This window comes from Heyndrickxia acidicola (assembly GCF_001636425.1).
Lineage (GTDB): Bacteria > Bacillota > Bacilli > Bacillales > Bacillaceae_C > Bacillus_AE > Bacillus_AE acidicola.
This window is the reverse complement of the sequence record NZ_KV440953.1, coordinates 3973915-3999230: the sequence shown is the minus strand read 5'-3', so window position 1 is coordinate 3999230 and position 25316 is coordinate 3973915. Positions and strand designations below refer to the sequence as shown.

The following is a 25316-nucleotide window of genomic DNA, read 5'->3' as shown; positions in this document are numbered from 1 at the left end:
ATTCAGTATGTTAACTTTTTAATAACGTACGAAAAGATGCCACGAAACTAGGCCACATACGGATAAATTCTTTATACGTAAAGCAACAATTTATGCGAAAACAGCCTTGCTAAAAGGCGAGGGTGACTCAAAGGGACTGGAATATGCCGCCGCTGAATGGAGTCACCCTTTTTTCTATTGAATAAGTATGGTAGGGGGAGACCCGCAGGAGCTTGCTATGATGAGGCTCCCCAACCGCCCCGCGAAAAGCGAGTGCCTGCAGCGCAAATCAGCCAGCAGGATGATCAGAACGCTGGCCTATATCTATGTACAATCCCAATTTGGATTTAATTCAAAGGTTGATTAGAGAGGAAAGTGCGAGACTGCTAAAAAACACGAATCCTTAAAAAAATAGCAAAACCCAAAACTCCCTCCTCAGAAATGATGGGGCGTTTGGCTAATTGTTGAATCCTGATAAGCGTCAAAAAAGACCTATTTATATGAAACTCGTCTTTTTACAGCAAGGGCGTTTTTTACACCAATACACAAACAGGCATTTGACCAACAAGATTCTTTTCGTAACGAGATAAAAAGCAACCAAACAAAAAGAACCCCGTATCTACGAAGTTCTTATAATGGAGAAAGAACCCTCCTCCAATTTCCAATCTATTTATACTGCCTGCCCGATGAAAGGGCAATACACCTATTCATCCTTTTCATTCATCGCTTCCTCAACGGAATAAGCCACTTCTTTCTTGATAAATTCATCAAAACGGGTCAGCTTCTCTCCTTTTACAAGCTTATCCAGCAGAGCAAGAATAAATTTACGGTTTTCCTGATCGTCTATCTTATGATCGAGCAAGACCTGCAAAATGCCGATCTGCATTAACCTTGGATCTTTCTTTAATTCCTTCTCAATCGTAAGCTGATTCTTTTTATTCGCGGATAGGGTTTTGTTTTTTTGTTGAAAAAAAGAAAAAGGATCTGCGCCTTCTATCTCTTGGCTGTTCCCAATCAATAAAATTCTGGATATCCCCAGATAGATTTCAAATATTCCGGTCAGTTCCTCATTTCCTTCCGTAACGAGGGTAATCTTTTCTTTTTTATAATTTAATGTAGATAAAAAATTCACCACAGTGGGATGAACATCCAGTTCCGCTTCCAAGAAGAGATGCTCCCCCTTTTGGACCTGCCTGAATGCCCATCCAAGAATTGGAACATCTGTCCCATCTAGGATTGCTTTATTCATATCTATGGTTTTACCTCCATAAAAATTGGTACACGTTTTTCTGTGACAGGAAAGGATAGGTACCATTAATGGCGGACCCTATCCGTTTCCCTCTTTGCTTTTCCTTCTGCTTTTTTAAAGACAATATACTTATTGAAAAAGAAGCTTGAAGTAGATGACAGGAACATAGAAGCCGTCTTCGCAATAAATGTATTCATCCATTTCGAAAATAAACCAGCAGATCCCAGCAGCCAAAGTCCCAAAAGGAATACAAGATCAGCAATCAATAGACTGGCAGCCGCCTGGATAAGAAAAGCGATAAATTGTTTCGGATTCTTCTTTTGCTTAAACGTAAATCGTGAATTCCAGATATAACTGTTCAAAACAGCTAATCCATAGGCTGCAGAATTATAAAAGGCAAGCCAAAAGGATTGCTTCGTTGGAAAAAAGAAAAGAAGCCCATACAGTACGGCAAGATCAATGATCGCACAGCTGATTCCCACCATACTGTATTTTCCATATTGAATGACGTTATCTTTATAGCGTTTAAGATTGTTCAAGGGAGCATCACGTCACCATTTCCCCTATTTAATAAGTATTTTCTTTCAGCACTTCAGCTGGCTGCAGATTTTCCGTTAACGTTTTTCTGTAATAATCAAGCAGCTGTTTGGATGGTTTATCCCATCCCGCCTTTTGGCTGGCATGGCGGGCCTGTTCAGCGAGCTTTAAACGAAGCGAGTCGTCCTTAAGCTTTATTATATGCTGGACAAATTCCTCTTGGTGTTCCGGATTGTAAAGCATTCCGGTAATCCCATGGCTGACCTGTTCAGCTGTAGGGCCGCTCTTGGCTGCAACAACCGGCAGGCCCGAAGACATGGCTTCTAATAACACAAGCCCCAGGGTTTCAGTTGTTGACGGGAACACAAAGATATCTGACGAGGCATAGGCACTAGCCAGCTCATCCCCATGCAAAAAACCAGTAAATACCGTATCCGTTCCCTTGAAAAATTCCTCAAGGAACGCTCTATGCGGGCCGTCCCCCACAATGGCCAGGCAAAAGTCAGAGGATTTCCTCAGTACCTCACGCAGCTTTTCAATATCTTTTTCCGGGGCCAATCGTCCCACGTATAGAAGCAGTTTTTTATCTTTTTTGCCCTCAGTCAGCCGATCACGCATGGCTTCATCATAACGGTGAGGATGATATTGCTTTGTATCCACGCCGCGTTCCCAAAGATGAATGTTTTTAAAGTTTTTCTCCTTTAGTTCAGTCAGCACAGATTGGGAGGTACATAAATTCAAGTCAGCCCTGTTATGCAGCAATCGGAAGTACCACCACAGCGCCGGCTTTAAAAATGAAAGGCGGTAATAATCCGCATACTTAGGCACATGTGTATGATAGGACGCCATCAAAGGGAGCTTTAATTGTTTTGCATAATAAATTCCTGCTGCTCCAAGAAAGGCAGGATTGACTACATGGACCAGATCAGGCTTGAAATCCAGTAAATATTTTTTTACCTTTCGAGAAAGAAAGGATAATTTTTTATCTTTATAAAGAAAAAAAGGATAAGCTGGAATGCCCGCAACAGGTGTTCCTTCAAAATCTGCCACACCTAAATCCGGTGCAATCACCAGAACCTCATTCCCCTGCTTTTTAAGCCAGCGAATGGATGCACACAGCCGGGTCACGATTCCATCTGTTGATGGCAAAAAAGTTTCCGTGATGATCGCTATTCTCATGGTTCTGCTCACTTCCTATTACCATTTGACTTCAGGTAAAATTTTCTCCTTAATAACACGATCTTGGTGCTTCATCACCGTTATTAAAATATTATGAAGGACCTCATCGGTTAACAAGTGCGGCTGAAGGCCGAGATCAACGAGTTTGGTGTTAACGGCATGATAGTAATGCTCTTCTTTTTCTTTCCTAGGGTTATCCAGATGGGCAATCTTCGCCTGAAGGCCTTCCTTCTCTGCAACCTTCTTCACCTTTTGGGCAAGGTCAAGCACTGAGAACTCTTCTGTAAATTGGTTAAATACACGGAATTCCCCTTTATCAGCAGGGTGATTGGCTGCAATTTCGATGCAGCGGACCGTATCCTTTATGTTTAAGAAACTGCGAGTCTGGCCGCCTGAACCATAAACGGTTAGATCATGGCCGACCGCTGCCTGGATCAGAAAACGATTTAATGCTGTACCAAAAACGCCGTCATAATCCAAGCGGTTCGCCAAAACAGGATCAAGCTTCGTTTCCTCTGTATCTAATCCATACACAACCCCTTGGTTCAAATCGGTTACACGAAGTCCCCAAATTTTTGCAGCAAACATTAAATTATGGCTGTCATGGACCTTGGAAAGATGGTACATAGAACCTGGCTGTTTCGGATATGGAAGGACATCCTCCCGCCCGTTGTGGGAAATTTTAATATAGCCTTCTTCAATATCAATATTAGGCTGGCCGTATTCTCCCATCGTACCCAGCTTAATAATGTGGCAATCCGGAACAAGCTCCTTCACAGCATAGATAACATTCAGCGTGCCCACCACATTGTTTGTTTGGGTAAACACTGCATGCTCACGGTCAATCATGGAATAAGGAGCCGATCTTTGTTCCGCAAAATGAACAAATGCATCCGGCCGTTCCTGACGAATCACTTCTCTTAAAAAGTCGTACTGCATCAAGTCACCCTGATAGATATTGATCGTGCTGCCTGTTAATTCAAACCACCTGTTTACCCTTTCTTCAAGAGTAGAAATCGGTGCTAGAGAATTTGCACCAAGCTCCTGGTCCCACTTACGCCGAATCATGCTATCTATTATTGAAACTTCATGTCCTTGTTTTGATAAATATAGGGCTGTTGGCCAGCCGCAAAAACCATCTCCGCCTGCAACAATAATCCTCATTCTAAATCCTCCTAAATAATCGAATCGTAATAAATAGATACCAAAATCATTATAAAAGTTCATTCTTAAGTTTTTATGGAGTAGAATAAAAGAATTTTTAAAAATTATTGTGCAAGGATGAACTTTCTTAAGGTTTATCATGTCTGTTTTCCAAAACGGCTTGGGCCATGAATAACTCGATAACGGACATTATTCATGATTTCTCGTAAGGACAGGATTCAGAGGAAATAAAAATGGTTATGATAAGAGAAACATGCGCTATTGCCCGAGTAGAATACTGTCATTTAAGTTTATGAGGGAGTATGGTTATGAACGCATTAATTCATCTATTAAATGAATATGGATACATTGTGCTTTTTTTCTCATTAATGCTCGAGCTCATTATTATTCCCATACCGAATGAAGCTCTTATGAGTTATGTAGGCGTTCTTGCCTTCCAGGGGAAAATGAATCTGATTCTGTCCATTCTTGTTGCAGGACTTGGCGGCATTATTGGCGCCTCAATTTCCTATTGGATTGGATACAAGCTTGGCGGTCCCTTTTTTAAAAAATATGGACGCTACATCCATATGGGACCGGAAAAAATGGAGAAAATGGAACATTGGTATTCTAAATATGGCAAGGTCCTGCTAGTCGTTTCTTATATCATTCCGGGAATCCGCCATGTCGCCAGTATCATATCCGGTGTCATCAAGCTTCCGTTTCGTTCATTTGCTGTTTTCTCCTATATAGGTGTGTTTTTGTGGGCAGGAACTTTCATTTTCTTAGGCTATTCGCTTGGTCCTAAATGGGACAAGTATCAAGGGGAAATTAAAAAATGGCTGGTTCTTGCCAGCATTATAGCGGGCATCGCGGTTCTGGCGTATATCGTGATTAAAGCAAACCGTCAATTTATCAAGGAATCCATGAAACTCATTTTTCACGCCACCTTTAAACGCTATAAAAGCTTTGTCAAAGTAAAAATTCTCCTATTGTTTATGCTCATTCTGTTTGCTGCCCTTTTTGCATTAATGATCGGCATGATACAAGATTTTATTGCCAATGAATTTGGACACTTTAATATCGTTTTCCGAACCCTTGTTTATTCTATTTTCACACCAGGATGGAGCGGCATCATTTCTATTGTTTATGCTATCGCTTCTGTAAAAGTTTTAAGCGTACTCGCTGTCCTAACGGTTCTCATTGTTCTTCTTAACAGAAAGAATATCTGGCTTGAGCTGTTGTTTTTTGCCATCACCTTAATTGGCACCTTGTTGTTTTCAACAGGAATCCACTGGCTATTCCGATTCTTATTCAGCAATAAACAAATAAGCTCACATTTTCCCGATCAACCTGCCATGTTTATTGTCAGTATAGGCGGCTTCTTACTGTACACGCTATTTAGGCACAGGCGCAACTATCATGCCATCACCATCCTATTGGTTTTGTTTTTAGGCGTGCTTGCTGCCTATTCCGTCAGTGTCGTATCTATTCAAACTGCTGAACCCAGTGATATCATGGCGGGCTATGTATTCAGCGGAGCATGGACCAGCGGCATGTTTTTTGCCCTTGAAATATTCAGATTCCTTTCCCTTCTAAAAAAAGAGCAGAATGGTCAAGAGAGCAATTAACAACGGTCCGTGCATCGTTGTATCAGGGACTGTTGATCATGGAAGAATAGCAAGATGCTCTTTTGAAACTCCTTCACAACTTTTGTGGAGGAGTTTTTACTGGAGATTGGTTTTCATCAACTTTGTGAAGGACTTTTCTATTGTGCATTGGGCCTGTTTGGTCCTTCATCTACCTTGTGAAGGACTTTTCTATCGTGCATTTGGCTCGTTTAGTTCTTCATCTACCTTTTGAAGGACTTTTCCAGCTCGCCTTTGTCTCGTTTAGTCCTTCATCTACCTTTTGAAGGACTTTTCCAGCTCGCCTTTGCCTCGTATTGTCCTTCATTCACTTTATGAAAAACTTTTCCAACTGTGGTTTTACTGCAAATAGGATTACTTCTCAATATCTGCAAGCTATTTTGGTTCTAATCCCCCGCTCTCATAAAGCTCTTTTGATAAACCTCCTTACGATACTTTTGAAAGGAGCAAAAAAAGTATCGAATATGTATGCTTATAAGCGGTTTACGAAAAGATGCAGTGAGTACAGACAGAATACAGCTTTAACAAATGTACGAAGAATAAGATAAAGCAGCCAACAATAATAAAAGAATGGGATGTCATAGTATACGCTTCATCCCATTCTGTACACATCCTATTTAAAATCCCAGCCCCGGAAAACCGCTCATACCGCCCATTCCTCCTGGCATCCCCATCATTCCTCCGGTGCCGCCCATTCCTCCCGGCATTCCCATCATTCCTCCGGGCATTCCCGGCATTCCCCCTGGCATCCCCATCATTCCTCCGGGCATTCCCGGCATTCCCCCTGGCATCCCCATCATTCCTCCGGGCATTCCCGGCATTCCCCCTGGCATCCCCATCATTCCTCCGGTGCCGCCCATTCCTCCTGGCATTCCCATCGTGCCGCCGAGGCTGCCCGTGCTTCCCGGCATTCCCATCATTCCTCCAGTGCTGCCAGTGCTGCCTCCTGGCATCCCCATTGTTCCGCCTGAACCTCCCGTGCTTCCTGGTATTCCACTGGGAAACATTACACTTGCTGGCTTGCTGCTCATTGTTCCTCCCTGGCTTCCGCTATATCCCGGTAAGCTGCTCATCCCGCCGGGAGATCCCATCATTCCAGGCATTGTCATTGTCCCTCCAGGTCCCTGCATGATCATGGAAGCTCCAGGGGCTCCAGATCCTGGTGAGCCTCCGTGTGTGCTCGTACCGCCCGGCATCGATAGTGGATTTCCAACGATATTTATTCCCCCAGGCAAGGTTCCAGATTGTCTTATCTGGGCATTTCCAATCGCTCCACAATTTCCTAATCCATAACCCGCAGAACTGCGCATAACAGTCTCATACCCCTCATGTCCTATGTCGCTCATATAATCTCTCCTTCTATACTAGGTTACAGTCTAGATTATGGCTGAAGTCCAGGGAGGGTATAGACGATTACCCAATTTCTTTAAATTACACCTCTTTACATTTTAAAAAAGCTCGGTTAAAAACCTGCAATGGATTGAATACTTGGTACTCTTTAAGAAAAAGAGAAAATCAACCATAAACTAAAAAGCTCCCTTCCCCACTTGCGGCCAATAACATTTTTTATTCTAGAAAAAAATGTTAAAAAACCATTGCTATTTTTTGTAAATGTATTATTATCATTTATGAGAACATTTTTTATTCAACTATTATCAAAAGTGGTAATATTTTTAAAAATGGAGGATATAGATGAAACAGACCAACGCAAAACTCATCCTGCACCCTGTTCGCATGAAGATTATCCAATCACTAATTAATGGCAAGCATTTGACAGTTCAGCAAATCTCCGAACGAGTAGGAAATGTCCCGCAGGCTACCCTTTATAGACAGCTAAACACACTTTTAGAGGCGGGTTTTCTAGAAGTGACGGCAGAAAATCAGGTGCGGGGGACGCTCGAAAAAGTTTATGCCTTAAAACAGCCCTCTATCCAATCGCAAGAAGATCTTAAAAAGCTGTCAAAAGAAGAACATTTACAGTTATTCCTTCTTTTTCAATCACTGCTTATCGATCAATACGAGAACTATCTAAAAAACCATGACATTGATTTAATAAAAGACGGTGTCAGCTACAGGGCTGCAAACCTCCAGCTGACAGATCAAGAGTTTGCTGAACTGACAAGAAAAATTTCTGACTTTCTGTTAGAAGCCATGAACAACGAACCCTCACCTGACAGAAAGTCCAGAAACTTTGCCACCATTATTATTCCTGATTAACATCACCAAAAATAATGATTTGGGGGGTGTTGGCCATGGCTGACACATTTACAGAAGAAGAAATTGAAATAAAAGGAAAAACTGCAATACACGGAACCCTTACCATCCCTTCTTCGCAGCAAACTGAAAGATTTCCTGCTGTGCTCTTTTTAGCAGGCTCAGGGCCAATTGACCGGAACGGAAACGGCCCTAAAGGAAAATATCAATTTAACTTATACAAAGAACTAGCGGAACGAATTGCAGGCTTTGGCTTTGTCACCTTCCGTTATGACAAGAGGGGGACCGGAAGGAGTAAGGAAAAGCTTGTTTCAGCTGGGCTTTGGGACCTTGTTGAGGATGCAGAAGAAAGCTATTTATTTTTAAAAAATCACCCCAATGTTGATCCCGCGCGAATTGTCGTTCTTGGACATAGTGAAGGAACCATTATTGGAACGGCACTTTCAGAAAGGCAGGAAATTGGAGGCTTGCTGCTGGCTTCAGGTGGAGCAGCCAACTTAAATGAGTTCCTATCCTTTCAAAGAAAGCTGAGCTATAAAGAATTGATGAATGCAAAAGGGCTAAAAGGACTGCTGGCACGAAAGCTTGTAAATGTTGAGAAGCAGGAAATGAAAGTTCAAAAATGGACGGATAAAATGATTCACTCTAATAAAGACGTGTATAAAGTGCTTTTCTTTTTTAAACAGCCGGCAAAATGGATGCGGGAGCATTTCGCTTATGATACTAGGAGCGCCTTAAGAAAGCTCGACTGTCCCGTCATGGCAATCTCTGGAGATAAGGATCCGCTGGTGGAACCGGAGCTTATCGGCGAGCTTCCTTCTCTTGTAAAAGGTCCATCTGCATCCTATTATATTAAGGATATGGAACACGGTTTGCGCGTCCAGCATGAAGAAAGGTCTATATTAAAAGCAAAAAAAATGTACAGCAAGCTTGTAGAACGCCCTTTAAGTCCAGAGGGGCTAGAGGCAATATCCCAATGGCTGAATACCCATTTCAAGGAGGGCGTTTCCGTTGATCACTAATACGGCAATCATTTCCATGTTTGTTTGTATTCTTTTTTCCTTTCTCTTATTCGGCGGTCTCATCGTCTTTTATAGAAAAAAAGGCGGAGTCTCCGTAAAACCGTTGCTTCTTGGTTCCGTTGGCTTCATCTTTTTTAGCCAGCTGCTCGAGAAAGTCCTTCATGCCATTGTTTTATTGCACTTTCCACATTACATGGATCATCCCGTCTGGTTTGGCTTATACGGTGGATTCACCGCAGGGATTTTTGAGGAGGTTGGACGCTTCATTCTATTTACCTGGCTTCTCAAAAAATATCGCGACTATCAATCTGGCATTTCCTTTGGCATTGGATGGGGAGGCGCTGAAGCCGTATTGTTAACCCTGGCAGTGGTGCTTCCAAATCTCATCTTTGCCTTTATGATCAATTCGGGAACATTTGAAGCTAAGCTTGGCAGCCAGGTTTCCGCTGAAGCCATCCGCACTTTAAAGGAAGGCGTGTTAAGCCATGGTGCCTCCTACTATTTCTTCGGATGTGCAGAAAGATTTTTTTCAATCTTTATTCAACTCTTTCTTTCTGTGTTTGTCTTATTGGGAGTGGTGAAAAGGAAGTCAATCTATCTTTTATATGCTGTGCTCATTCACGCTGCCGTCGACTTTCCACTAGTTTTCTTTCAAACAGGACATTTCACCCTGCTTTGGGTCATCGAGGTGTATGTTGCTATCATCGGATGCCTGTCCATTTTCTTTTTAAACCGCTTAAAAAGATACTTTTAAAACATAAAGATAGGTTTTAAATATCCTTTCACATCTCTCCACATATGATAAAAATTTAAAACCTATCAATCCTTCTATCACTGACCGCTACTAAAGTTTTTCACGTATGGGAAGCAATTTCGGATAGGAGAAATATAGCGGATGATATTGAAATGTAAAGGCTCTTTTCGTAAACTTTGTAGCTATTTAACACAAATAAATAATGAAATTCACAGGCTCTGTAGTAAATCTGTGAATTGCTTACGAAAAGATGCCACGAAGACTCACTTCACACGAATTTAACACTTTTACGAAAAACAACAATCTAAGTGAAAACAGCCAATGCTAAATTCCCAACACAAATGCAGGGTCAATCCATCACTATTCCCCCACAATATAAAAATCTAATAAAGTTTTTTGGGATTTCTCGTAAAAAACACTTAAAAATGTTTAATAGGGAATCATGCGGGAAAACAGATAATGTAAGTCATTCTTCACACCAAAGGAGATGTTGCTTTTATGAGGAACAACCAATGGAAACAAGAGAATGATGCCGTTTTTAGTCCCGGCGACTAAACGTGGAGTACCTGCAAATTAATAGTGTAAGCCATTCTCATGACCCAAAAGGAGATGTTGCTTTTATGCACAACAACCAATGGAAACAAGAGAATGATGCCGTTTTTAGTCCCGGCGATTTATATCCGAAAATACTGTAGATTCATAGGTTATAAGCTATTCTCATGACCCAAAGGAGATGTTTTCTTTTATGAACAACAACCAATGGAAACAAGAGAATGATGCGGTTTTTAGTCCTGGTGACTAAGAATGGAATACCTGTAACTAATAAATATAAACCATTCTCATAACCCAAAGGAGATGTTTTCTTTTATGAACAACAACCAATGGAAACAAGAGAATGATGCTGTATTTAGTCCCGGCGACTAAATACGGAATACCTGTAAGCTCATAAGTATGAACCGTTCCCATGACTCAAAGAAGATGTTGCTTTTATGAACAACAACCAATGGAAACAAGAGAATGATGCCGTTTTTAGTCCCGGCGACTAAAAACAAAAACCCTGCCACACGGCAGGGTTTTATTGTGTTGATTTCCATCTTATCCAGACTCTTTTCAGTAGCCTATCAAATGCGTCATTCTCTTTCGGGAGCAGTTAAAGGCTCGGAGTCTTGTTTTAACAGCTCAATAAAGACTGAAAGCGCGCTTGTCATAACGCTGTCCCTAAATTGTTTTCCTTGTGATGATATGACACATAATGTATTGCTATCTGCTGACCAAGAGGCTGTAGGGACAGCTAAAAAACTAATCCACTTACCATCAAAACTCCACTTAAAGTAATCAGCATCAATAGCAAACAAATCTTTTTTATCTGTTTTGACGGTATAAAAAGGTTTAGCTTTATCTTTACTGCCATTTGCGTTAACTGGAATTCTATATAGCGGTACTGGTCCCCATCCAGTAGGGCGTATACAGGATTGTGAGGAAACGATAAAGTCTTGTCCATCAGGGAACCATTCAAAACCACTAACACCTACTGCTACATTTTGAAAACCTTGTGGGCGGCCATCCTTTATTTTCGTGACATTTAATATTCCTTGATCATTGTGGGTGACCATTTAAAATCTGATGTCACCACCCTTACATAAGGCTGATAGCTTACTTTTTCCTTTGTGTCATAAATGAATAAATCCGATTTTCCCCCAAGCTTATCCCCATCGATATAGCCTATAAAATGACCGTCATAAGACCATTTTTGAGAATACACATAACGGTTCTTTGTTAGTTGAACTTCTTTATCTCCATCTTTTAGCCATAACTGATGGTCACGGATAAATGCAGCTTTAAGTGGAGAACTGGCACTAACCGAAGTTGATAAATATAGACCAATAAATATCAGTAGTAAAAAAATCCGCTTAATCAAGATCATCCATCCTCCTTTTAGGATGATCAAATATTAGTAAGGAATTCTCTTCACTCATCCCGGTTTAGTGAAACATGAAAAGGCTGCTCACAACCAACAGCCCTAAATGATGCCGCTATAATAAAAAAAGGCTCTTTTCGTAAACTTTGTTGCTAATTGACACAAAAAAATGATTTAAAACAAAGATTTAGTATTAAATGATGTGAATAGCTAACGAAATACGAAGGCACACAACATAAGGAATGATGCCTTGTACGTAAAGCAACAATTCATGCGAAAACAGCCTAACAAAATCTGTTTTTCCAATCGTCTAAAACTTACAACTTCTAAACATCTTTTTAACGGAAAAAAATGTCCTTCAAAATAGAAAAAGGTATCCGGATAGGGACATTCGAAATACCCTTTGTCTGCAACCTGACACCTTTCAAATGCAAGAGGTTTTTATTTTTGCTGTTGATTTGCTAATGGTTGTCGCAAGATCATCATTAACTATAACCATTTGAATTTATTACCATATTTCCCCAAAGGACAAATCACTATAGCTTTAATGTAGTATTAAACCATATTTGTTTAAAAAATATTGTTCAGCTTCTTTCATTTTCTCAGGTATTCGAAGGTTAGATTCATAGGTAGGGATTGCCCGGTGAATAGCCACAGCATCGTTGACAATAACGGTCTCATTAATACCTAATTTTTTCATTTCTAAATAAAAGGCATCATCTTCCCGAACATATAAGCCTGGCACCTTGACATCAGGCTGCAATGCCCTTCGACAAAGAATCAAGCAGCCGAAGGGACCCCACTCAGCTACATGGTATTTTTCATTAATAAAAGTATGTTCAAATCTGTAAAGGATGCCATCCTGTATAAGCATTCCTGATCCTGCCCTTTGAACAACTTCGTTAGGTCCTTTAACTACACACGAAAAAAAAGAGTGATTTGGAAAGGCATTAATTGCTTCAATTATCTTTTCATACCATCCCTCAGTTATTTGCATATCATCATCTAAAGATACGACAATTTCATAGTTCAATTTTACCCTTTCAAATAAATGAAAGCGTCCCCCCCCACACCCTATTTTTTCTAAACTTATTTCCCTGCTGTCATTTAGCACTGCAAAATAAATATCATCCCTTCCATATTTATTCAGCAAAGAAGATACAATGTCTTTAAGAGGAGGAGCACCATCGTTATATATATAGATTGCAAAAGGGATATTGATGTACTTTATTAAATGTTCCACAATCCATGAAAGGGATTCTTCCCTTGTATTCGTGGTGGTTATCATAAAACAAATTTTCATTTTTTTTCTCCTTAAATAACTTCTTCATTGTAAGCAAATTTACATGTTCATTAGATTATCTAGACCAATCACTTCATCAATAAAAGAATCGGTTACAACTTCATTAGTAATAAATGTCTTCATCCCTGAGCCGATGTCAAAAGCTACTTTCCCAAAATTTTGAGCTATATATGGAGCAAGAATAACTGCATTTATACCTGCTGAAAGAAAACATATGTCAAAGGTGAAATGACTGAGTTCTTGCTTAACATTAGGAATATCTTCATATTCATAAATTGGGATAGCTCCTACAATTTCACAGCCTAATTCTTCTGAGTATCTTGCTTTTAATGAAGTCATGGCTTGTGATGCCAGTGAACCAATCAATAACACCTTTCTATCTTTTAAAATTTGTTTGAACTTTTCTTCGTGCGATTTCATAAATACCCTTCGAATATTTGCTTCAAAGACCCTTTTTGGCTCTATATCGTAAAGTGAGAATACTCTCTCGGTAATTGTTTTTGCATTTACTTCTAAAGTATTATAACCAATAAAATCCGCCGCTTTTACTGCCTCGAGGACTTGCTGCTGTGCTTGTGGGTTAGGAAATCTAATTCCCCTATGATAAAATCCTTCCTTAAATCCACTATTAGCAATTTCTGCTTCCCTCTGAAGATGAAATTGGAAATTTTGCAATACAGGATCGCCAGCAAACCTATCTTGTCCCATAAAAACTGCTTCTGTTTGTCCAACTGATATGATTGAACACGGAAGCTTTTGATTCAATGACTCTAAAATTCTGTCCATTAATTGAGCACTGGTTAATGGTTGTGTATCCATTCAGTCTGGTCCTTTCATTATTAAATTAGATGCTTATTCGTAATAAAATATGTTCATTCATAAAGGTTGTGAACAAAGTATCCTTATTTTTAATAAAATGGGTCAAATCATGGGGAGAGGGTAAATTTGTGCAAGACTTTGTAATTAAATTCGTCTTTACCTAAGCAACGTGAAATTGTCCGCATAATTTATTACAAACTGCGATTTAAAAACATGGCTTTTTGCTTTGAATCTTATAGGAGGTTATTAAAGTTGGAGAGTGTTTCAATCCTTATTCCCTACAGACCAGATAACGGGCCACGGGATCAAGCGTTTAAATGGGTGAAAAAGTATTACAAAGCGCTCATGCCGGAGGCTGAATTGTGTATAGGCAGCTGCAAATATAGGATTTTTTCCAGGTCACAAGCCATAAATGATGCAGCAACAAAAGCAACAGGAAATATTTTTGTCATTGCTGATTCCGATATCTTGTATGATCCAAAAATTATTGAAGAATCCATTAACCTACTGGATCGATATCCATGGGTCATTCCTTATAACACCATTAAAAGGATTAGCGAAAACAGTTCTAATGACCTTTATAAAACAGAACCGGAGTTTCCAATCAAAATGAATCTGGAATGTGGGATTACATGTGGATTTCAAGGTGGATTGAACATAGTTCCAAGATTGAATTTCGAGAAGGTAGGCGGATTTGATGAAAGGTTTTGTGGCTGGGGAGGAGAGGATGATGCATTTGCACACTCTTTAAATACTTTGTGTGGTCGATATATAAGGCTAGAACATGAAATTTTTCATTTATGGCACCCACCATTTAGTGGATATGAGGGGTTGGAGGATAAAGATGCTATTTATCAACTTTTTCTTCGATATCTGAGCGCAAATGGGAATCCAGAGGCAATGCGGAATTTAATTGAAGAAAGAAACACCGACCTATGCGGCGAGTGTTATAAAGTTTAAACAATATGAGCTAAATTAACGTTAGTGAATAAAAAGGAGGATAAATTTTATTGGAAAAATTAAAACTTCTTGTCATAACTGGTGACTTCAGCAAATATGTCTCCCCTGAGTTTCATTATTTATTAAGTGAAGTGGCTAAACTAACAGATTTAACGGTTTGGCATGAACCGGGCAATATAAATGATATCATTAATACTCTCCCAGCACGCCCCGATTTTATTTTTATCAATGAATATGGCGAAACCAATTCCCCCAAACTTTCCGGAGTTGATACATTGGAAATCCCCTTTGCTGTAAACTTGCATGATATCCATTACCATATAGAACAACGCAAAGAAGAACTGCGATCATTAAATGTAAAAGCAATTTTCACCTACTATCGAGACAGTTTTGAGGAATGGTACCCGGAGTTTTCAAGCAAAATGAGATGGCTGCCGCATCATGCCAATACACATATATTTAAAGATTACGGAATGAATAAAGAAATTGATTACCTTTTAATGGGTGCAGTACATCCTACCATTTATTCCTTGAGATACAAAATCCTTGAGGCAATGCAAAACAAACCTGGATTTGTTTATCATGAGCATCCAGGATACCGTAATGTAGAAGACCATGAGAAAGATACTACTTTTGCTGGCCAAAGATATGCTCAAGAAATTAATAAGGCCAAGATCTTTTTTACATGTAATTCAATTTATAACTACACGGTAATGAAATACTTTGAAGTCCTTGCCTGCAGGACTTTAATGTTAGCCCCCGCCTCACCAGAAATATTAGATTTAGGATTCATTCCAGGTAAGCACTTCATTTCCATAACCGAAAACGACTTCCTAGAGAAGGCTGAGTATTACCTGCACCATAATGAAGAAAGGGAAGCTATTGCTTTAGAAGGTTATCGATTTATACAAGAACAGCACTCTACTGCTCAACGAGCTCGACAATTTGTAAATATGGTAAGTGATCTTATAGAAAAAGAAAATTAGAGTCCTTAACAAGGAGGAAATTAATTGAGTTCCCATCCAATTGAAGATATTACTTCTTCTGAGATTGCTAGTCTTCTTGGCTTAAAACATATAGAAATAATTGACCGGGATTTAATTCTAAAAAATAGCAGCACTAAAAAAATTGAACACATTAAGTGGAGAGAAAACTCGGAAGCAGCTATAAAGGAAGTTTTTATTAAATACGGTACGACTCCTTCATTTATTAAAGAAATATTATTTTATGATGCTTTATCAAAACCGGTACGCAAATTTATACCCCAACTTACTTCTTATCAATTTAACCCTGAAAGATATATTATGATATTAGAATGGATTAACGGAGAAAACCCTGATTTATCTAATCATCATATTGTAAAAAAGGTTTTCCGCAATTTAGGCTTTTTTGCTGCCTGCTTTGAAAACCCAATTTTGAGATTTCGTAATGGTAAAATCAAAGGACTTTTAAGGGAAAAAAGTCGTTATGGTATGAATGAAGCAAAGGGACTTGTCAATAATTTATTTGAAAAGCAAACAATCTGCGATAACCTCATAGAATTAGGGGAATTTCGGAAAATAAAAGAAGACACTATAAAAAACATTGGCGGAGAAAAATTGCTCTTATTTTTAGAAAGACTTCAAAACGGTTGGATTGACCATATTGTCAACACTATTTATTATATGCCCCTGACAATCCATCCTGGTGATGTTTCTAAATTTAATATGTTAATTAGAAATTCCAATAATGGCACTGTATTTTTTGATTTTGAAAACATGAAAATAACACCGATGTGTCAGCTAATGGAGTACATTGGTGAAAAAGATATTCACGTCCCTCCGGAGCAACTTTCAAAATTGGCTCTAAAATCATATTTAAATGGTTGGAATTCAAAAAGCAAAAATAAAATCAACTGGAATAAGTTCTATAATAGTTATATTTATACAAGAATTTACTACAAATGTTATTTGCTGAGTTGGTGGCTAAAAAGAGAAGGAACTAAGGGAGATCCAGGTATTGAATGGATATCACAGCATGTAAATGATTTGTCTGCACTAGTTGATATGGCCGATACACCCCCTCCAAAAAAATAACCTCACTTGTAAAAATCAGGACATCTGTCGGTTCGTTTATCCTTACTATAAATAAAAGGAGTTGGTTCTTGTTGAAGGTTTTGGTTACTGGAGGAGCTGGTTTTATTGGATCACATACGGTGGATCTATTAGTTGAAAGTGGATATGACGTTTTAGTGATTGATAACTTGTGTACCGGCAAAAAAGAAAATATAAGTACAAAGGCTGCTTTTTTTAATTTAGATATCAACAGTAAGGAAGTAGAGCAGGTTTTTTGCGAATTCCAACCAGATATTCTTATTCATCTGGCTGCACAAGTAAAGGTTTCAATTTCTTTAGGTGATCCTTTTAGAGATGCAATGGAAAATATCATGGGTACAATCCGATTATTATCATATTGTGATAAATATGGTGTTCAGAAAGTAATATTTGCTTCTTCTGCAGCAGTTTATGGAGAAAACCATCAACTTCCTCTTAAAGAATCTGCAGCAGCTTCCCCAGTTTCCTTCTATGGTGTTTCCAAATCAACATGCGAATCCTATATAAGGCTTTTTAATCATTATAATAAGCTTCCGTTTACCATTTTACGGTATGCAAATGTTTATGGACCAAGGCAAACAGCAGATGCAGAAGGAGGAATTGTGTCCATTTTTTTAAACAATATAGCAGAAAACAAACCTTTAGTTATTTATGGAGATGGCGAGCAGACAAGAGATTTTATTTTTGTTAAAGATGTAGCCAAAGCCAATGTGGCGGCCATCACAAAGGGAGATAATGAAATAATAAATCTTGGAACCGAAACTAACACGTCTATCAATAGGTTATCTTATATGTGCAGGGATATTTTGAAATGTAATATCGTTCCAAGCTATGAATCTGCTAGGGCAGGAGATATCCCAAATAGTTTCCTTGCAAATAGTAAAGCTAAAAAATTATTAAATTGGATACCATCATATACTTTGGAGGAAGGATTAAAGGAAACAGCTAAAAGTATAAAACCATAACACAGTTAAGCTTTACATTTCCAGTTCAGGTCAGACGCAAACAGCTGCGATCAAGAACAACTTAACAGGAAAGAATATTCCTTCACGATAGGATTTTAGGAAATCAATAGGAGAGCATTCTCCAAGGCTCTTTTCGTAAACTTTGTTGCTATTTGTATAAGTGAATGTAGGATACAAAGGGTCCATACTTGAAAACACAATGACTAAAGACGAAAAGATGCCACGACGCCTCACTTATTACGGGTTTAACACTTATGCGAAAAGCAACAATCTATGCGAAAACAGCCTTTTCCCAAAAGATCACTCAATTTAGTTTGGTGATCTTTTTGCTTACTTTAACATCTGCCTATACCGAAACTTTTACTAAACCCTCATTTACTTATGGTACGGTTCACCGTAGTAATTCTAAATGAGGTTTTTTCTATTATCACGACATATATTCAATTACAGAATTATAAGCACTATTCCATATTTCTCTTGATCTCTTTTCTCCTAAATTATGGACATTCATTAAGTCTGTTTCTGAACCTGATAAAACTTGTTCAGTTGTATTTATTCCTGCATCAATCAATAAAATTTTTTGAAAAGTGTTTTTTTGTTTTGAATCATACTATTCTCTAAAGTTCACTCTTACAGAAAAAATGTTGGGGAATCTGGAGGATTATTGGGTTCTAAATGGGAGGTTTTATTAAAACAGTAATCCCTTATATTTGACACAACATTATCAAAAAAATATACAAAAAATAGGCCCTAACTAAGAAAGACTTAGTAAGGGCATTTATCTTTTATACTTTTGCAGGAAACTATTGTAATATAATCTTAACTAAAATATCCCCCAATTTTCCTCAAAATAGGATTGCTATCAATCATTTAAACTTCAAGCATTGTGGGAACACACGAAAAATCATTGACCTTACCAACAGTTCAAGCGGTTGAACAAAAGCTTGAAAAAGCAGGTGCCACTGTCATCATGACTCGGACCGATAATTCGTATATTCCCTTACAACAACGTGAAGATATTTCCAACCAAAACCATGCGGACGCTTTTATAAGTTTTCACTATAATTGGTCAGATGAGTCATCGGTAAATGGATTGACTGATTTTTACTATCAGAAATCAAATAATCCTTTAGCCTCGGATATTTTAAATGAGGTCACAAAAACAACGGGATTAAATAACATTGGAAAAAATTCGATGACTTGTATGTTTTACGAAACAATGCTCAACCAGCTCCAACATACATTAAGAAAATCTTATGCACAGTTCTTGCAGTATCCATATATTTCAAATTTGTGACCTGTAATCTTAAAATCAACAAACATAGCATTTAACATTTCCATTGGGCACATATCAAAATGAATGGTTTTTTTACACTTTGTGCAAATTACGTGATGATGATGATCTTCCGATGAACATGAAAAACGGTACTGTCTTTCTCCCTGAAATTCGGTTGCTTCTAATATCCCAAGTTCCTCCAGAAGGGACAGGTTTCGGTATACCGTATCTAGCTAATATTCGGATAGCTTTCTTCCATAAAACTCATGATTTCCCTCGCTGGCATGTATCGTTTCTCATTAAAAAATATCTCCAAGATCATTTCTCTTTTATCTGTATATTTATATCCATGATCCTTCAAGATTTTTAAAGCACCGTCTACATTCATCATTACACTCTCCTTATTTAATCTCTAATGCCTTTGAAACCTGATCTAATTGATCATCCATCCATTGTAAATAGGTCTTACCCTTTGGTTCTGTTTCAGTAACTTTTACAATTGGAACTCCAGAGTTTTCTGCCATTTTCACAAGATTATCGACTGTCGGGCTAGAGTTTTGTATATTATATACAAATAGTTTAATATTTTTTCCTTTTATATCACTTTGCAGCTGAGCAACATCGGAAGCCGAAGGATCCGTCCCTTCATCGATTGCTTTTGAAAATTTCGGATCATTAACACTCATGTTTAGTGCATTTGCCATGTAATCAAATACTGGTTCTGAAACGTCTATCTTCACTCCAGATATTTGTTTAAGTTTCTGAACTTTTTTTTGAAACTTTACTAATGAAGCAATAAATGTTTGTGCATTTTTATGGTAAGTTTGAGCCTGACTTGGATCTAACTTTGCCAAATTATCTGCAAGCTTATATGCTAGTTTCGGCATCGCGTCGGGATTGTACCAAACATGTTCATTATCCCCATCTTTTTTGCCCATTACGTCATCTGCTACTTTTATGATGGATTTTGATTTTGAGGAGGAATCTGCACTGATCAGCTTATCCATCCAGCCGTCATATCCGACCCCGTTATATACAATCATTTGAGAATTACTAACCGTTCTTGCCACATCAGGAGTTGGTTCATAGTCATGTGGGTCTGTGTTAGGATTATCTAGAATGTTGGTAACCACTACATGATCCCCTCCAACGGCTTTAGCTACCTCTCCATAAAAATTCTCTGCTGCAACGATTTTAATTTTACTGCTGGATGTTGAATTAACTTCATTTGATGTAGACGCAGAATTCGCAGATGAACCACAGGCACTCAATAGAAATATTAAGGACACCGATGCTGCAAGACTCGTAATCTTTGGAAGTCTGCTCAGTTTTACCATAAATTAAATCCTCCTTTTAAGACTTAACATCTATCAATATTATTTTTCCTTGCTATATAGTGGTAGCTTCAATCGGCTTCATTCGTTCATGAAGAGATCTCCAACCAAGGGAAATAAAATACAAGACACCTTCAAATGCTGTTATTAAAAAGCTAATTGGCAAGTTTGTATAATACCCAACAACCAAACCAACCCATACTCCTATTAAAGCAATTAACGAGGAAATCCATATCATTCTACCGATTGAATGGGTAAGATTACGAGCTGCTGCAGCTGGAGTGGTCATCAAGGTAAAGACCAGCAAAGCACCCACCATCTGTGAAGCTTCAGTGGTTGCTACAGCAAGTAAAAGCAAAAAACAGATGGAGATAAAACGTATTGGTAATCCCGCTGCTTGAGCGCCCACTGGGTCAAACGAATCAAAATTCAGCATCTTATAACCTAGTGTTAATAATAGAAGAACCAAAATGGATAAAATCGATATTTGCCATACGTCATTCGAACTTATGCCGAGTATATTTCCAAAAAGAAGGGAAGTCATTGAATTAGCATTTTTAGTTGAAAGTGACAAAAATAACAATCCAAGCCCAAGAAACACACTTAAAACCACGCTAATGGATACCTCTCGTCTAAAGACCTTTACTCCCATCTGGCCAATTGCTAGTGCACTCGCAATGGTAAAAAGAAGAAACCCATTTAATGGGCTAAATCCTAAATATACAGCAAAAGCAGAACCAGAGAATCCAATATGAGAAAACGTATGTGCCATAAATGAGCTGTTTCTAGAAATCACGTAAACTCCTATTACACCGCACATAATGGAGACGATGGTTCCTGCTATAAAAGCATGTTGCATAAAATCAAATTGAAACATAAAAAAACACCACCTATTCCGCCATCGAATGCACACATATGGATGCAGCGGTTTCTTTTGTATTATCAAATGAGACAAGAAGACTAGAACCCGCATGTACGACATCGACTGGCATTCCATAGAGTTTAGATAAAACAGAGGACTGCATAATTTCATCGACCGTTCCTATAGCATAAGTATCCTGGGTCATATATAGGATGTTATCCGCATATCTCGAAATTAAATTGACATCATGACTTACAAATAAAACGGTTATCCCACGTTCTCGGCGGATTTGATCGACTACTGATGCAATGGTTTCTTGAGCCCCTGGGTCTAAATTCGAAGTGGGTTCGTCAAGTAACAGTATTTGTGGATTTCTTACCAATGCTTGAGCTAAAAACAGACGTTGACGTTGCCCACCCGATAATTTCCCAATCGGTTTATCGGCATAATCCATAGAATTAGTCAATTCCATAGCCTCTTCAACGATCAATCTATCTTGGTGAGTTAGCCATGGTCTTAATTTATGCGGCAATCCTAAGCTCACAAAATTCCGAGCTGACAACGGTGTATCAGGATCGATTTGCCTAGATTGGGGTACATAACCAAGGCAAGAAGCATTTACGATTTCAACAGTACCTTCCTGTGGTTTAAGTATGCTTAGTAAAACTCTCATAAGTGTTGTTTTCCCAGAACCGTTAGGCCCAATAATTCCTAAGAATTCACCAGATTCAACTGAGAAAGTAAGATTTCGTAAGACCCACTTCCCATCAAACGATACATTTACATTTTTAAGAGTTACAGCTTTAGTCAAATCAACAACTCCTTCGTAATAAACAATAAATCGTAATGATCACTATTATAAATAGTAATCATTACGATTTATTATGTCAATTACTTTCTTTTGGGCCGATCTCCAATGATAAGCACCTTGGAACTTGATAGTAACCAAGGCTCCTCAATTTAATAAAATTTTATTTTATAAATTAAAAAATTAGTCATTACATCTGATTCTACTTATCTCATTTCTTTTATCCTCCAAGTTTATGTTCGCGAGCAACAATTCTAAATTCTTTATCTTCACTATTGAACTTTCTAAATTCTAATATATTTTTTTGCCGCTCCAACAGTAAATTTATAACGTTCCATTGCTTTACCAAACTCCATTCAATACTTAGCTCTTCTTATGGAATCACGCCCAGTAATTGATAATAGTAGTATGGATTAGAGAGGTGAAAATGTGTAAAATAGAATAAAAACGAATTTTATTCTACTAAAATATGCAAATTTTTATTTAACCTTTAGATCCTAGTTAAAAAAATCCCCAATTTCCCCTGTAAAATTTGAAAGTGAACCTTTTTTCAGCAGTTGGAGATTATCCTAAATTTCACCAAAAAATCTTTGTATGTTTTTTGGTTTGGATCTTACTGTTTTCCAAAATTTGCTCTTACAAAAAAATCCGGGGAACTTGGGGGAATCAAATAGTTAAATTTAAAGGTATAGTAAAATGTAATCGTTAATTTACTTTTATCCCTTTTAGTAATGTGCTTCTCAAATCAGTGGTGGTTTACTTTAGAGAGCAGAAAAGGATTTAAATTCCAGGGAAATAAAATAAGTGGTGATTACAGAATCCTCGATCCGAATGATTACCGTGTTGATTCGATAACGAATATGCTTTGAGAGACACGTTCTATACGGTATCCAGATAAAATTCAATATAGTGGCCATGCTTATTTTAGTAAGCATGGCCACTAATCAGCCTATTTAAGTTTGCATTTCTTCCTTTTGATCCGAAATACAAACTTAAAACCTCATTTACTTATGGTACGGTTCACCGTCATAATATAAAATGCTATAGCCCATTCCTGTTTCTAGAAAAATAACCTATTCATTTGAATAGGGCGCGTTTTCTTTCATTTATAGATTGAAAACCATAAAAAACAAGTCCTCTTATTATACTCATAGTAAGGTGTTGAAGCTTTGTCATTTTTACTATCGAAGCTATTTTATATCGCTTTAAATATTTCAATCCTACGAAGGTAAATAAAATGTGGAGAATCGTATTTGAAATAAAATATAATGGGAATTTGCCATACGTCAGTTTTAACATCCAAAGACTCGTGACAAAATAAGGACCAAAATTAAAAAAATCCATACTATCTAATGGAGGTATCCCTTTATAAAACCGCCACCACTTCTTTTTTTCACCGAAAAAATCCAATGCTTTTGTAAATGTAACGATAAATATGGCAGACGGGAGATATTTTTTAAATGTATTTTTTCCAAGGAAAGGTAAAGTTAACCATGGAAGAATGACCATAGCTAATAAAAGTAATTTCGAGTTTTTCATTTTACCACCTCCACGGTTTAGGATATGTACTTTTTTAAAATCCATCCATATTCTGCATAATATTATTTCTCTGCTTAAAAACCCGTTAGAGTGCTTTTATTAAGCTTTTTGCACAATTTAAGGAGATCTATTCTTTTACCTATTAATTTTTTTTTAAAAAAGGCTCTGTTGAATTTCTATCTTATAGCTTCCTTCTAATAGCCGCCCTCCGGTTCCGGACATAAAAAAAGCTGCCAATCATGACAGTAAGGCGTTCTCTTTTGGAGATCAGCAGAGGAAAACGCAAGTATAAAAGCAGTGTATTTCAGAATTGAAATCACACAGCTTTTTATTGTTTTGAGTAAATATATGGTTAGATTAATGAAGAAGCATTAAAACGTTTCATCTCTTTTTTATTGCAGCTAGATTTTTTTTTTATTCAGAATCCATTTCTAAAACTTCTTCCTCGAATTTTTGATAGGCATTCTGTACACCCATAATAACTTTTTTAATTTTAAAGTAACCATTAGAATAGGTATATGTATCTCGTATTTCTTCCCACATAAAATGATACATTTTTAAATCTGATGTTTCACATAAAATAAAATCGGTATAGGTACCGTCTCCAAAGGCATCTGCGTCAAAAAATTTCACCTTAACGTTTTTGCTGTATTTTCCAATTATTGAATATAAATCCCCTGCAAGCTCTCTTCTTTTTTCACGAGGTAAAGCTAACCAAGATGGATAAAACTCTAATAAAATTATAATACCGTGATTTAAATTGTTTTTTGTCATTGTTTTGTCTCCTTTAATTCATTTAAAATACAATTTAATTGTACTAATTTTTAGTAATTTATGGTAATAATTCTTTCCGTTTAAAACCTAAAAACGACTAGTGGGAGTAATTTGTGAAATATATCAACTAATAAATCTGGACCTATTAACATACAAAAACGCATCTGAAATCACAACAAGACAATAAAAATTATCAACGTGTTAAATACTATGAAATTTCACTTGTGATTTAACCTTCCATTTCACTAAAATCCTTGATAGATCAATAAATAAAGCAAAGCGAATTCATATGTGAATTGCTTTGATTTTATACTGTCTTTTATAGTTGCGGGTACCTCAAACGGCTTATCATGACAGCCGGGATCTTATCGTTTTGTTTATCCTATTTCTACCCAGTACCGTTGAACAATTTCATGACTGTTTGAGGAAATCACTTCACTTTCTAAAATCCCTCCCACTTTTTGAATGGTCTTGGCAGAGCCGATATTGGTTTTATCACAAGTGATCAATACTTTTTCCAATCCTAGTTTTTTCGCTTCCTGTAAGCAAAGTCGGAGCTGCTCAGCGGCGTACCCCTTGAGGCGTTCATCCGGGTGCACACTATAGCCGATATGTCCATTCTCAATCAATAATTCTGGTGTTAATTGATGGCGAATATTAATTAAACCGATTAATTTCCCATTTACCATACTCAAAAATTGAGAGGCCGGAACTCGGTTTTGCGGTAAGTTTTCTCCTTTTTCCTGGTCTTTGACTTTTTGAAGCCATTCATAATAGGATTCAAAATGTTGTAATGAAGAACCGCCATATGGCTGTTCTCCCAAATGTAAAAACGCTGTCCGATAAGCCATTATTTGTTCACTATGCTCTTGTGCCGGTCTTACTAATATCATTGTCATCATCTTTTCTATATTATTTTTACTCTTCTTTTTCGATACC

At 37.7% G+C, this 25316-nt stretch carries 23 protein-coding genes and 2 pseudogenes; 9 read left to right on the top strand and 16 right to left on the bottom strand.

Features of this window, described 5'->3' with window-relative positions:
• Positions 1-682: 682 nt before the first annotated feature.
• The 4 genes from A5N88_RS18660 to A5N88_RS18645 all read right to left on the bottom strand — a co-directional run bounded on the left by A5N88_RS18660 (position 683) and on the right by A5N88_RS18645 (position 4108).
• The gene (locus tag A5N88_RS18660) at positions 683-1228 is read right to left on the bottom strand and encodes a hypothetical protein (RefSeq protein ID WP_066268758.1); all 546 of its coding nucleotides are present in this window, start codon (positions 1226-1228) and stop codon (positions 683-685) included.
• 65 nt (positions 1229-1293) lie between these two features.
• On the bottom strand, positions 1294-1767 hold the full coding sequence (locus A5N88_RS18655; protein ID WP_157090723.1) for a GtrA family protein: 474 nt from the start codon (positions 1765-1767) through the stop codon (positions 1294-1296).
• 28 nt (positions 1768-1795) lie between these two features.
• Complete coding sequence (locus A5N88_RS18650; protein ID WP_066268751.1) at positions 1796-2944, bottom strand: glycosyltransferase family 4 protein; 1149 nt, start codon at positions 2942-2944, stop codon at positions 1796-1798.
• Positions 2945-2962: 18 nt separating this feature from the next.
• Complete coding sequence (locus A5N88_RS18645) at positions 2963-4108, bottom strand: NAD-dependent epimerase/dehydratase family protein (protein WP_066268750.1); 1146 nt, start codon at positions 4106-4108, stop codon at positions 2963-2965.
• A gap of 308 nt (positions 4109-4416) precedes the next feature.
• On the opposite strand from A5N88_RS18645, the gene A5N88_RS18640 reads away from it, so the two are divergent.
• Complete coding sequence (locus tag A5N88_RS18640) at positions 4417-5718, top strand: VTT domain-containing protein (protein WP_066268746.1); 1302 nt, start codon at positions 4417-4419, stop codon at positions 5716-5718.
• Between the two features lie 635 nt (positions 5719-6353).
• Here A5N88_RS18640 and A5N88_RS18635 read toward each other — a convergent pair.
• Positions 6354-7082 carry a hypothetical protein gene (locus tag A5N88_RS18635; protein WP_066268744.1) on the bottom strand — a complete coding sequence of 243 codons (729 nt, stop codon included), beginning with the start codon at positions 7080-7082 and terminating at the stop codon, positions 6354-6356.
• 346 nt (positions 7083-7428) lie between these two features.
• Between A5N88_RS18635 and A5N88_RS18630 the strand changes: the two genes are divergently transcribed.
• The 3 genes from A5N88_RS18630 to A5N88_RS18620 are packed head-to-tail and all read left to right on the top strand — an operon-like array spanning position 7429 to position 9726.
• On the top strand, positions 7429-7953 hold the full coding sequence (locus A5N88_RS18630; protein WP_066268740.1) for a helix-turn-helix domain-containing protein: 525 nt from the start codon (positions 7429-7431) through the stop codon (positions 7951-7953).
• Positions 7954-7988: 35 nt separating this feature from the next.
• Positions 7989-8972 carry an alpha/beta hydrolase gene (locus A5N88_RS18625; RefSeq protein ID WP_066268738.1) on the top strand — a complete coding sequence of 328 codons (984 nt, stop codon included), beginning with the start codon at positions 7989-7991 and terminating at the stop codon, positions 8970-8972.
• A complete protein-coding gene (locus A5N88_RS18620) occupies positions 8962-9726 on the top strand; it encodes a YhfC family intramembrane metalloprotease (protein WP_066268736.1) in 765 nt (254 codons plus the stop codon). Before A5N88_RS18625 ends, A5N88_RS18620 begins: the two co-directional genes overlap by 11 nt.
• 1217 nt (positions 9727-10943) lie before the next feature.
• On the opposite strand, the pseudogene A5N88_RS18615 reads toward A5N88_RS18620, so the two are convergent.
• From A5N88_RS18615 to A5N88_RS18605, 3 genes and pseudogenes are all read right to left on the bottom strand, one after another.
• Positions 10944-11650, bottom strand: a pseudogene (locus tag A5N88_RS18615) (translocation protein TolB); the annotation flags it as partial.
• Between the two features lie 538 nt (positions 11651-12188).
• A complete protein-coding gene (locus tag A5N88_RS18610) occupies positions 12189-12947 on the bottom strand; it encodes a glycosyltransferase family protein (RefSeq protein ID WP_066268732.1) in 759 nt (252 codons plus the stop codon).
• Between the two features lie 39 nt (positions 12948-12986).
• The gene (locus A5N88_RS18605; RefSeq protein ID WP_066268730.1) at positions 12987-13766 is read right to left on the bottom strand and encodes a GT-D fold domain-containing glycosyltransferase; all 780 of its coding nucleotides are present in this window, start codon (positions 13764-13766) and stop codon (positions 12987-12989) included.
• 252 nt (positions 13767-14018) lie between these two features.
• Between A5N88_RS18605 and A5N88_RS18600 the strand changes: the two genes are divergently transcribed.
• From A5N88_RS18600 to A5N88_RS18585, 4 genes are all read left to right on the top strand, one after another.
• Positions 14019-14726: a galactosyltransferase-related protein gene (locus A5N88_RS18600; RefSeq protein WP_083953219.1), complete on the top strand. Its 708-nt coding sequence runs from the start codon at positions 14019-14021 to the stop codon at positions 14724-14726.
• A gap of 50 nt (positions 14727-14776) precedes the next feature.
• Positions 14777-15712: a glycosyltransferase family protein gene (locus tag A5N88_RS18595; RefSeq protein WP_066268725.1), complete on the top strand. Its 936-nt coding sequence runs from the start codon at positions 14777-14779 to the stop codon at positions 15710-15712.
• A gap of 24 nt (positions 15713-15736) precedes the next feature.
• A complete protein-coding gene (locus A5N88_RS18590) occupies positions 15737-16801 on the top strand; it encodes a hypothetical protein (protein WP_066268723.1) in 1065 nt (354 codons plus the stop codon).
• 71 nt (positions 16802-16872) lie between these two features.
• Positions 16873-17784: an NAD-dependent epimerase/dehydratase family protein gene (locus tag A5N88_RS18585; protein WP_066270675.1), complete on the top strand. Its 912-nt coding sequence runs from the start codon at positions 16873-16875 to the stop codon at positions 17782-17784.
• A gap of 427 nt (positions 17785-18211) precedes the next feature.
• On the opposite strand, the gene A5N88_RS26415 is transcribed toward A5N88_RS18585, so the two are convergent.
• Entirely contained in the window at positions 18212-18355 is a 144-nt protein-coding gene (locus A5N88_RS26415; RefSeq protein WP_198160321.1) for a DNA-directed RNA polymerase subunit alpha C-terminal domain-containing protein, read from the bottom strand.
• Between the two features lie 315 nt (positions 18356-18670).
• Between A5N88_RS26415 and A5N88_RS24475 the strand changes: the two genes are divergently transcribed.
• Positions 18671-19081 (top strand): N-acetylmuramoyl-L-alanine amidase family protein, encoded by a 411-nt coding sequence (locus tag A5N88_RS24475; protein ID WP_260525570.1) that lies wholly within the window; start codon positions 18671-18673, stop codon positions 19079-19081.
• Here the strand turns inward: A5N88_RS24475 and A5N88_RS18580 are convergent.
• The 7 genes and pseudogenes from A5N88_RS18580 to A5N88_RS18550 all read right to left on the bottom strand — a co-directional run bounded on the left by A5N88_RS18580 (position 19039) and on the right by A5N88_RS18550 (position 25270).
• Positions 19039-19448: pseudogene (locus A5N88_RS18580) on the bottom strand (Fur family transcriptional regulator). The gene A5N88_RS24475 and the pseudogene A5N88_RS18580 sit on opposite strands and share 43 nt — an antisense overlap.
• A 13-nt stretch (positions 19449-19461) precedes the next feature.
• Positions 19462-20397: a metal ABC transporter solute-binding protein, Zn/Mn family gene (locus A5N88_RS18575; RefSeq protein WP_066268722.1), complete on the bottom strand. Its 936-nt coding sequence runs from the start codon at positions 20395-20397 to the stop codon at positions 19462-19464.
• A gap of 52 nt (positions 20398-20449) precedes the next feature.
• Positions 20450-21271, bottom strand: a complete 822-nt coding sequence (locus tag A5N88_RS18570; RefSeq protein ID WP_066268721.1) for a metal ABC transporter permease — start codon at positions 21269-21271, stop codon at positions 20450-20452.
• Positions 21272-21284: 13 nt separating this feature from the next.
• Complete coding sequence (locus A5N88_RS18565) at positions 21285-22067, bottom strand: metal ABC transporter ATP-binding protein (RefSeq protein ID WP_066268719.1); 783 nt, start codon at positions 22065-22067, stop codon at positions 21285-21287.
• A 1074-nt stretch (positions 22068-23141) separates the two neighbouring features.
• Positions 23142-23648 (bottom strand): hypothetical protein, encoded by a 507-nt coding sequence (locus tag A5N88_RS18560; protein WP_157090722.1) that lies wholly within the window; start codon positions 23646-23648, stop codon positions 23142-23144.
• Between the two features lie 369 nt (positions 23649-24017).
• Positions 24018-24377 carry a darcynin family protein gene (locus A5N88_RS18555; protein ID WP_066268717.1) on the bottom strand — a complete coding sequence of 120 codons (360 nt, stop codon included), beginning with the start codon at positions 24375-24377 and terminating at the stop codon, positions 24018-24020.
• A 377-nt stretch (positions 24378-24754) separates the two neighbouring features.
• Positions 24755-25270 (bottom strand): GNAT family N-acetyltransferase, encoded by a 516-nt coding sequence (locus tag A5N88_RS18550; protein ID WP_302466997.1) that lies wholly within the window; start codon positions 25268-25270, stop codon positions 24755-24757.
• Between the last annotated feature and the right edge of the window lie 46 nt (positions 25271-25316).

What these genes read in the sequence shown, in the direction of transcription:
- A5N88_RS18560 (WP_157090722.1), bottom strand. Translation starts at nt 23,648, where the DNA reads ATGGATTTTAAAAAAGTACATATCCTAAACCGTGGAGGTGGTAAAATG.
- A5N88_RS18550 (WP_302466997.1), bottom strand. Translation starts at nt 25,270, where the DNA reads ATGATATTAGTAAGACCGGCACAAGAGCATAGTGAACAAATAATGGCT.
- A5N88_RS18555 (WP_066268717.1), bottom strand. Translation starts at nt 24,377, where the DNA reads ATGACAAAAAACAATTTAAATCACGGTATTATAATTTTATTAGAGTTT.
- A5N88_RS18570 (WP_066268721.1), bottom strand. Translation starts at nt 21,271, where the DNA reads ATGTTTCAATTTGATTTTATGCAACATGCTTTTATAGCAGGAACCATC.
- A5N88_RS18625 (WP_066268738.1), top strand. Translation starts at nt 7,989, where the DNA reads ATGGCTGACACATTTACAGAAGAAGAAATTGAAATAAAAGGAAAAACT.
- A5N88_RS18650 (WP_066268751.1), bottom strand. Translation starts at nt 2,944, where the DNA reads ATGAGAATAGCGATCATCACGGAAACTTTTTTGCCATCAACAGATGGA.
- A5N88_RS18610 (WP_066268732.1), bottom strand. Translation starts at nt 12,947, where the DNA reads ATGAAAATTTGTTTTATGATAACCACCACGAATACAAGGGAAGAATCC.
- A5N88_RS18630 (WP_066268740.1), top strand. Translation starts at nt 7,429, where the DNA reads ATGAAACAGACCAACGCAAAACTCATCCTGCACCCTGTTCGCATGAAG.
- A5N88_RS18605 (WP_066268730.1), bottom strand. Translation starts at nt 13,766, where the DNA reads ATGGATACACAACCATTAACCAGTGCTCAATTAATGGACAGAATTTTA.
- A5N88_RS18640 (WP_066268746.1), top strand. Translation starts at nt 4,417, where the DNA reads ATGAACGCATTAATTCATCTATTAAATGAATATGGATACATTGTGCTT.
- A5N88_RS18645 (WP_066268750.1), bottom strand. Translation starts at nt 4,108, where the DNA reads ATGAGGATTATTGTTGCAGGCGGAGATGGTTTTTGCGGCTGGCCAACA.
- A5N88_RS18660 (WP_066268758.1), bottom strand. Translation starts at nt 1,228, where the DNA reads ATGAATAAAGCAATCCTAGATGGGACAGATGTTCCAATTCTTGGATGG.
- A5N88_RS18635 (WP_066268744.1), bottom strand. Translation starts at nt 7,082, where the DNA reads ATGAGCGACATAGGACATGAGGGGTATGAGACTGTTATGCGCAGTTCT.
- A5N88_RS18575 (WP_066268722.1), bottom strand. Translation starts at nt 20,397, where the DNA reads ATGGTAAAACTGAGCAGACTTCCAAAGATTACGAGTCTTGCAGCATCG.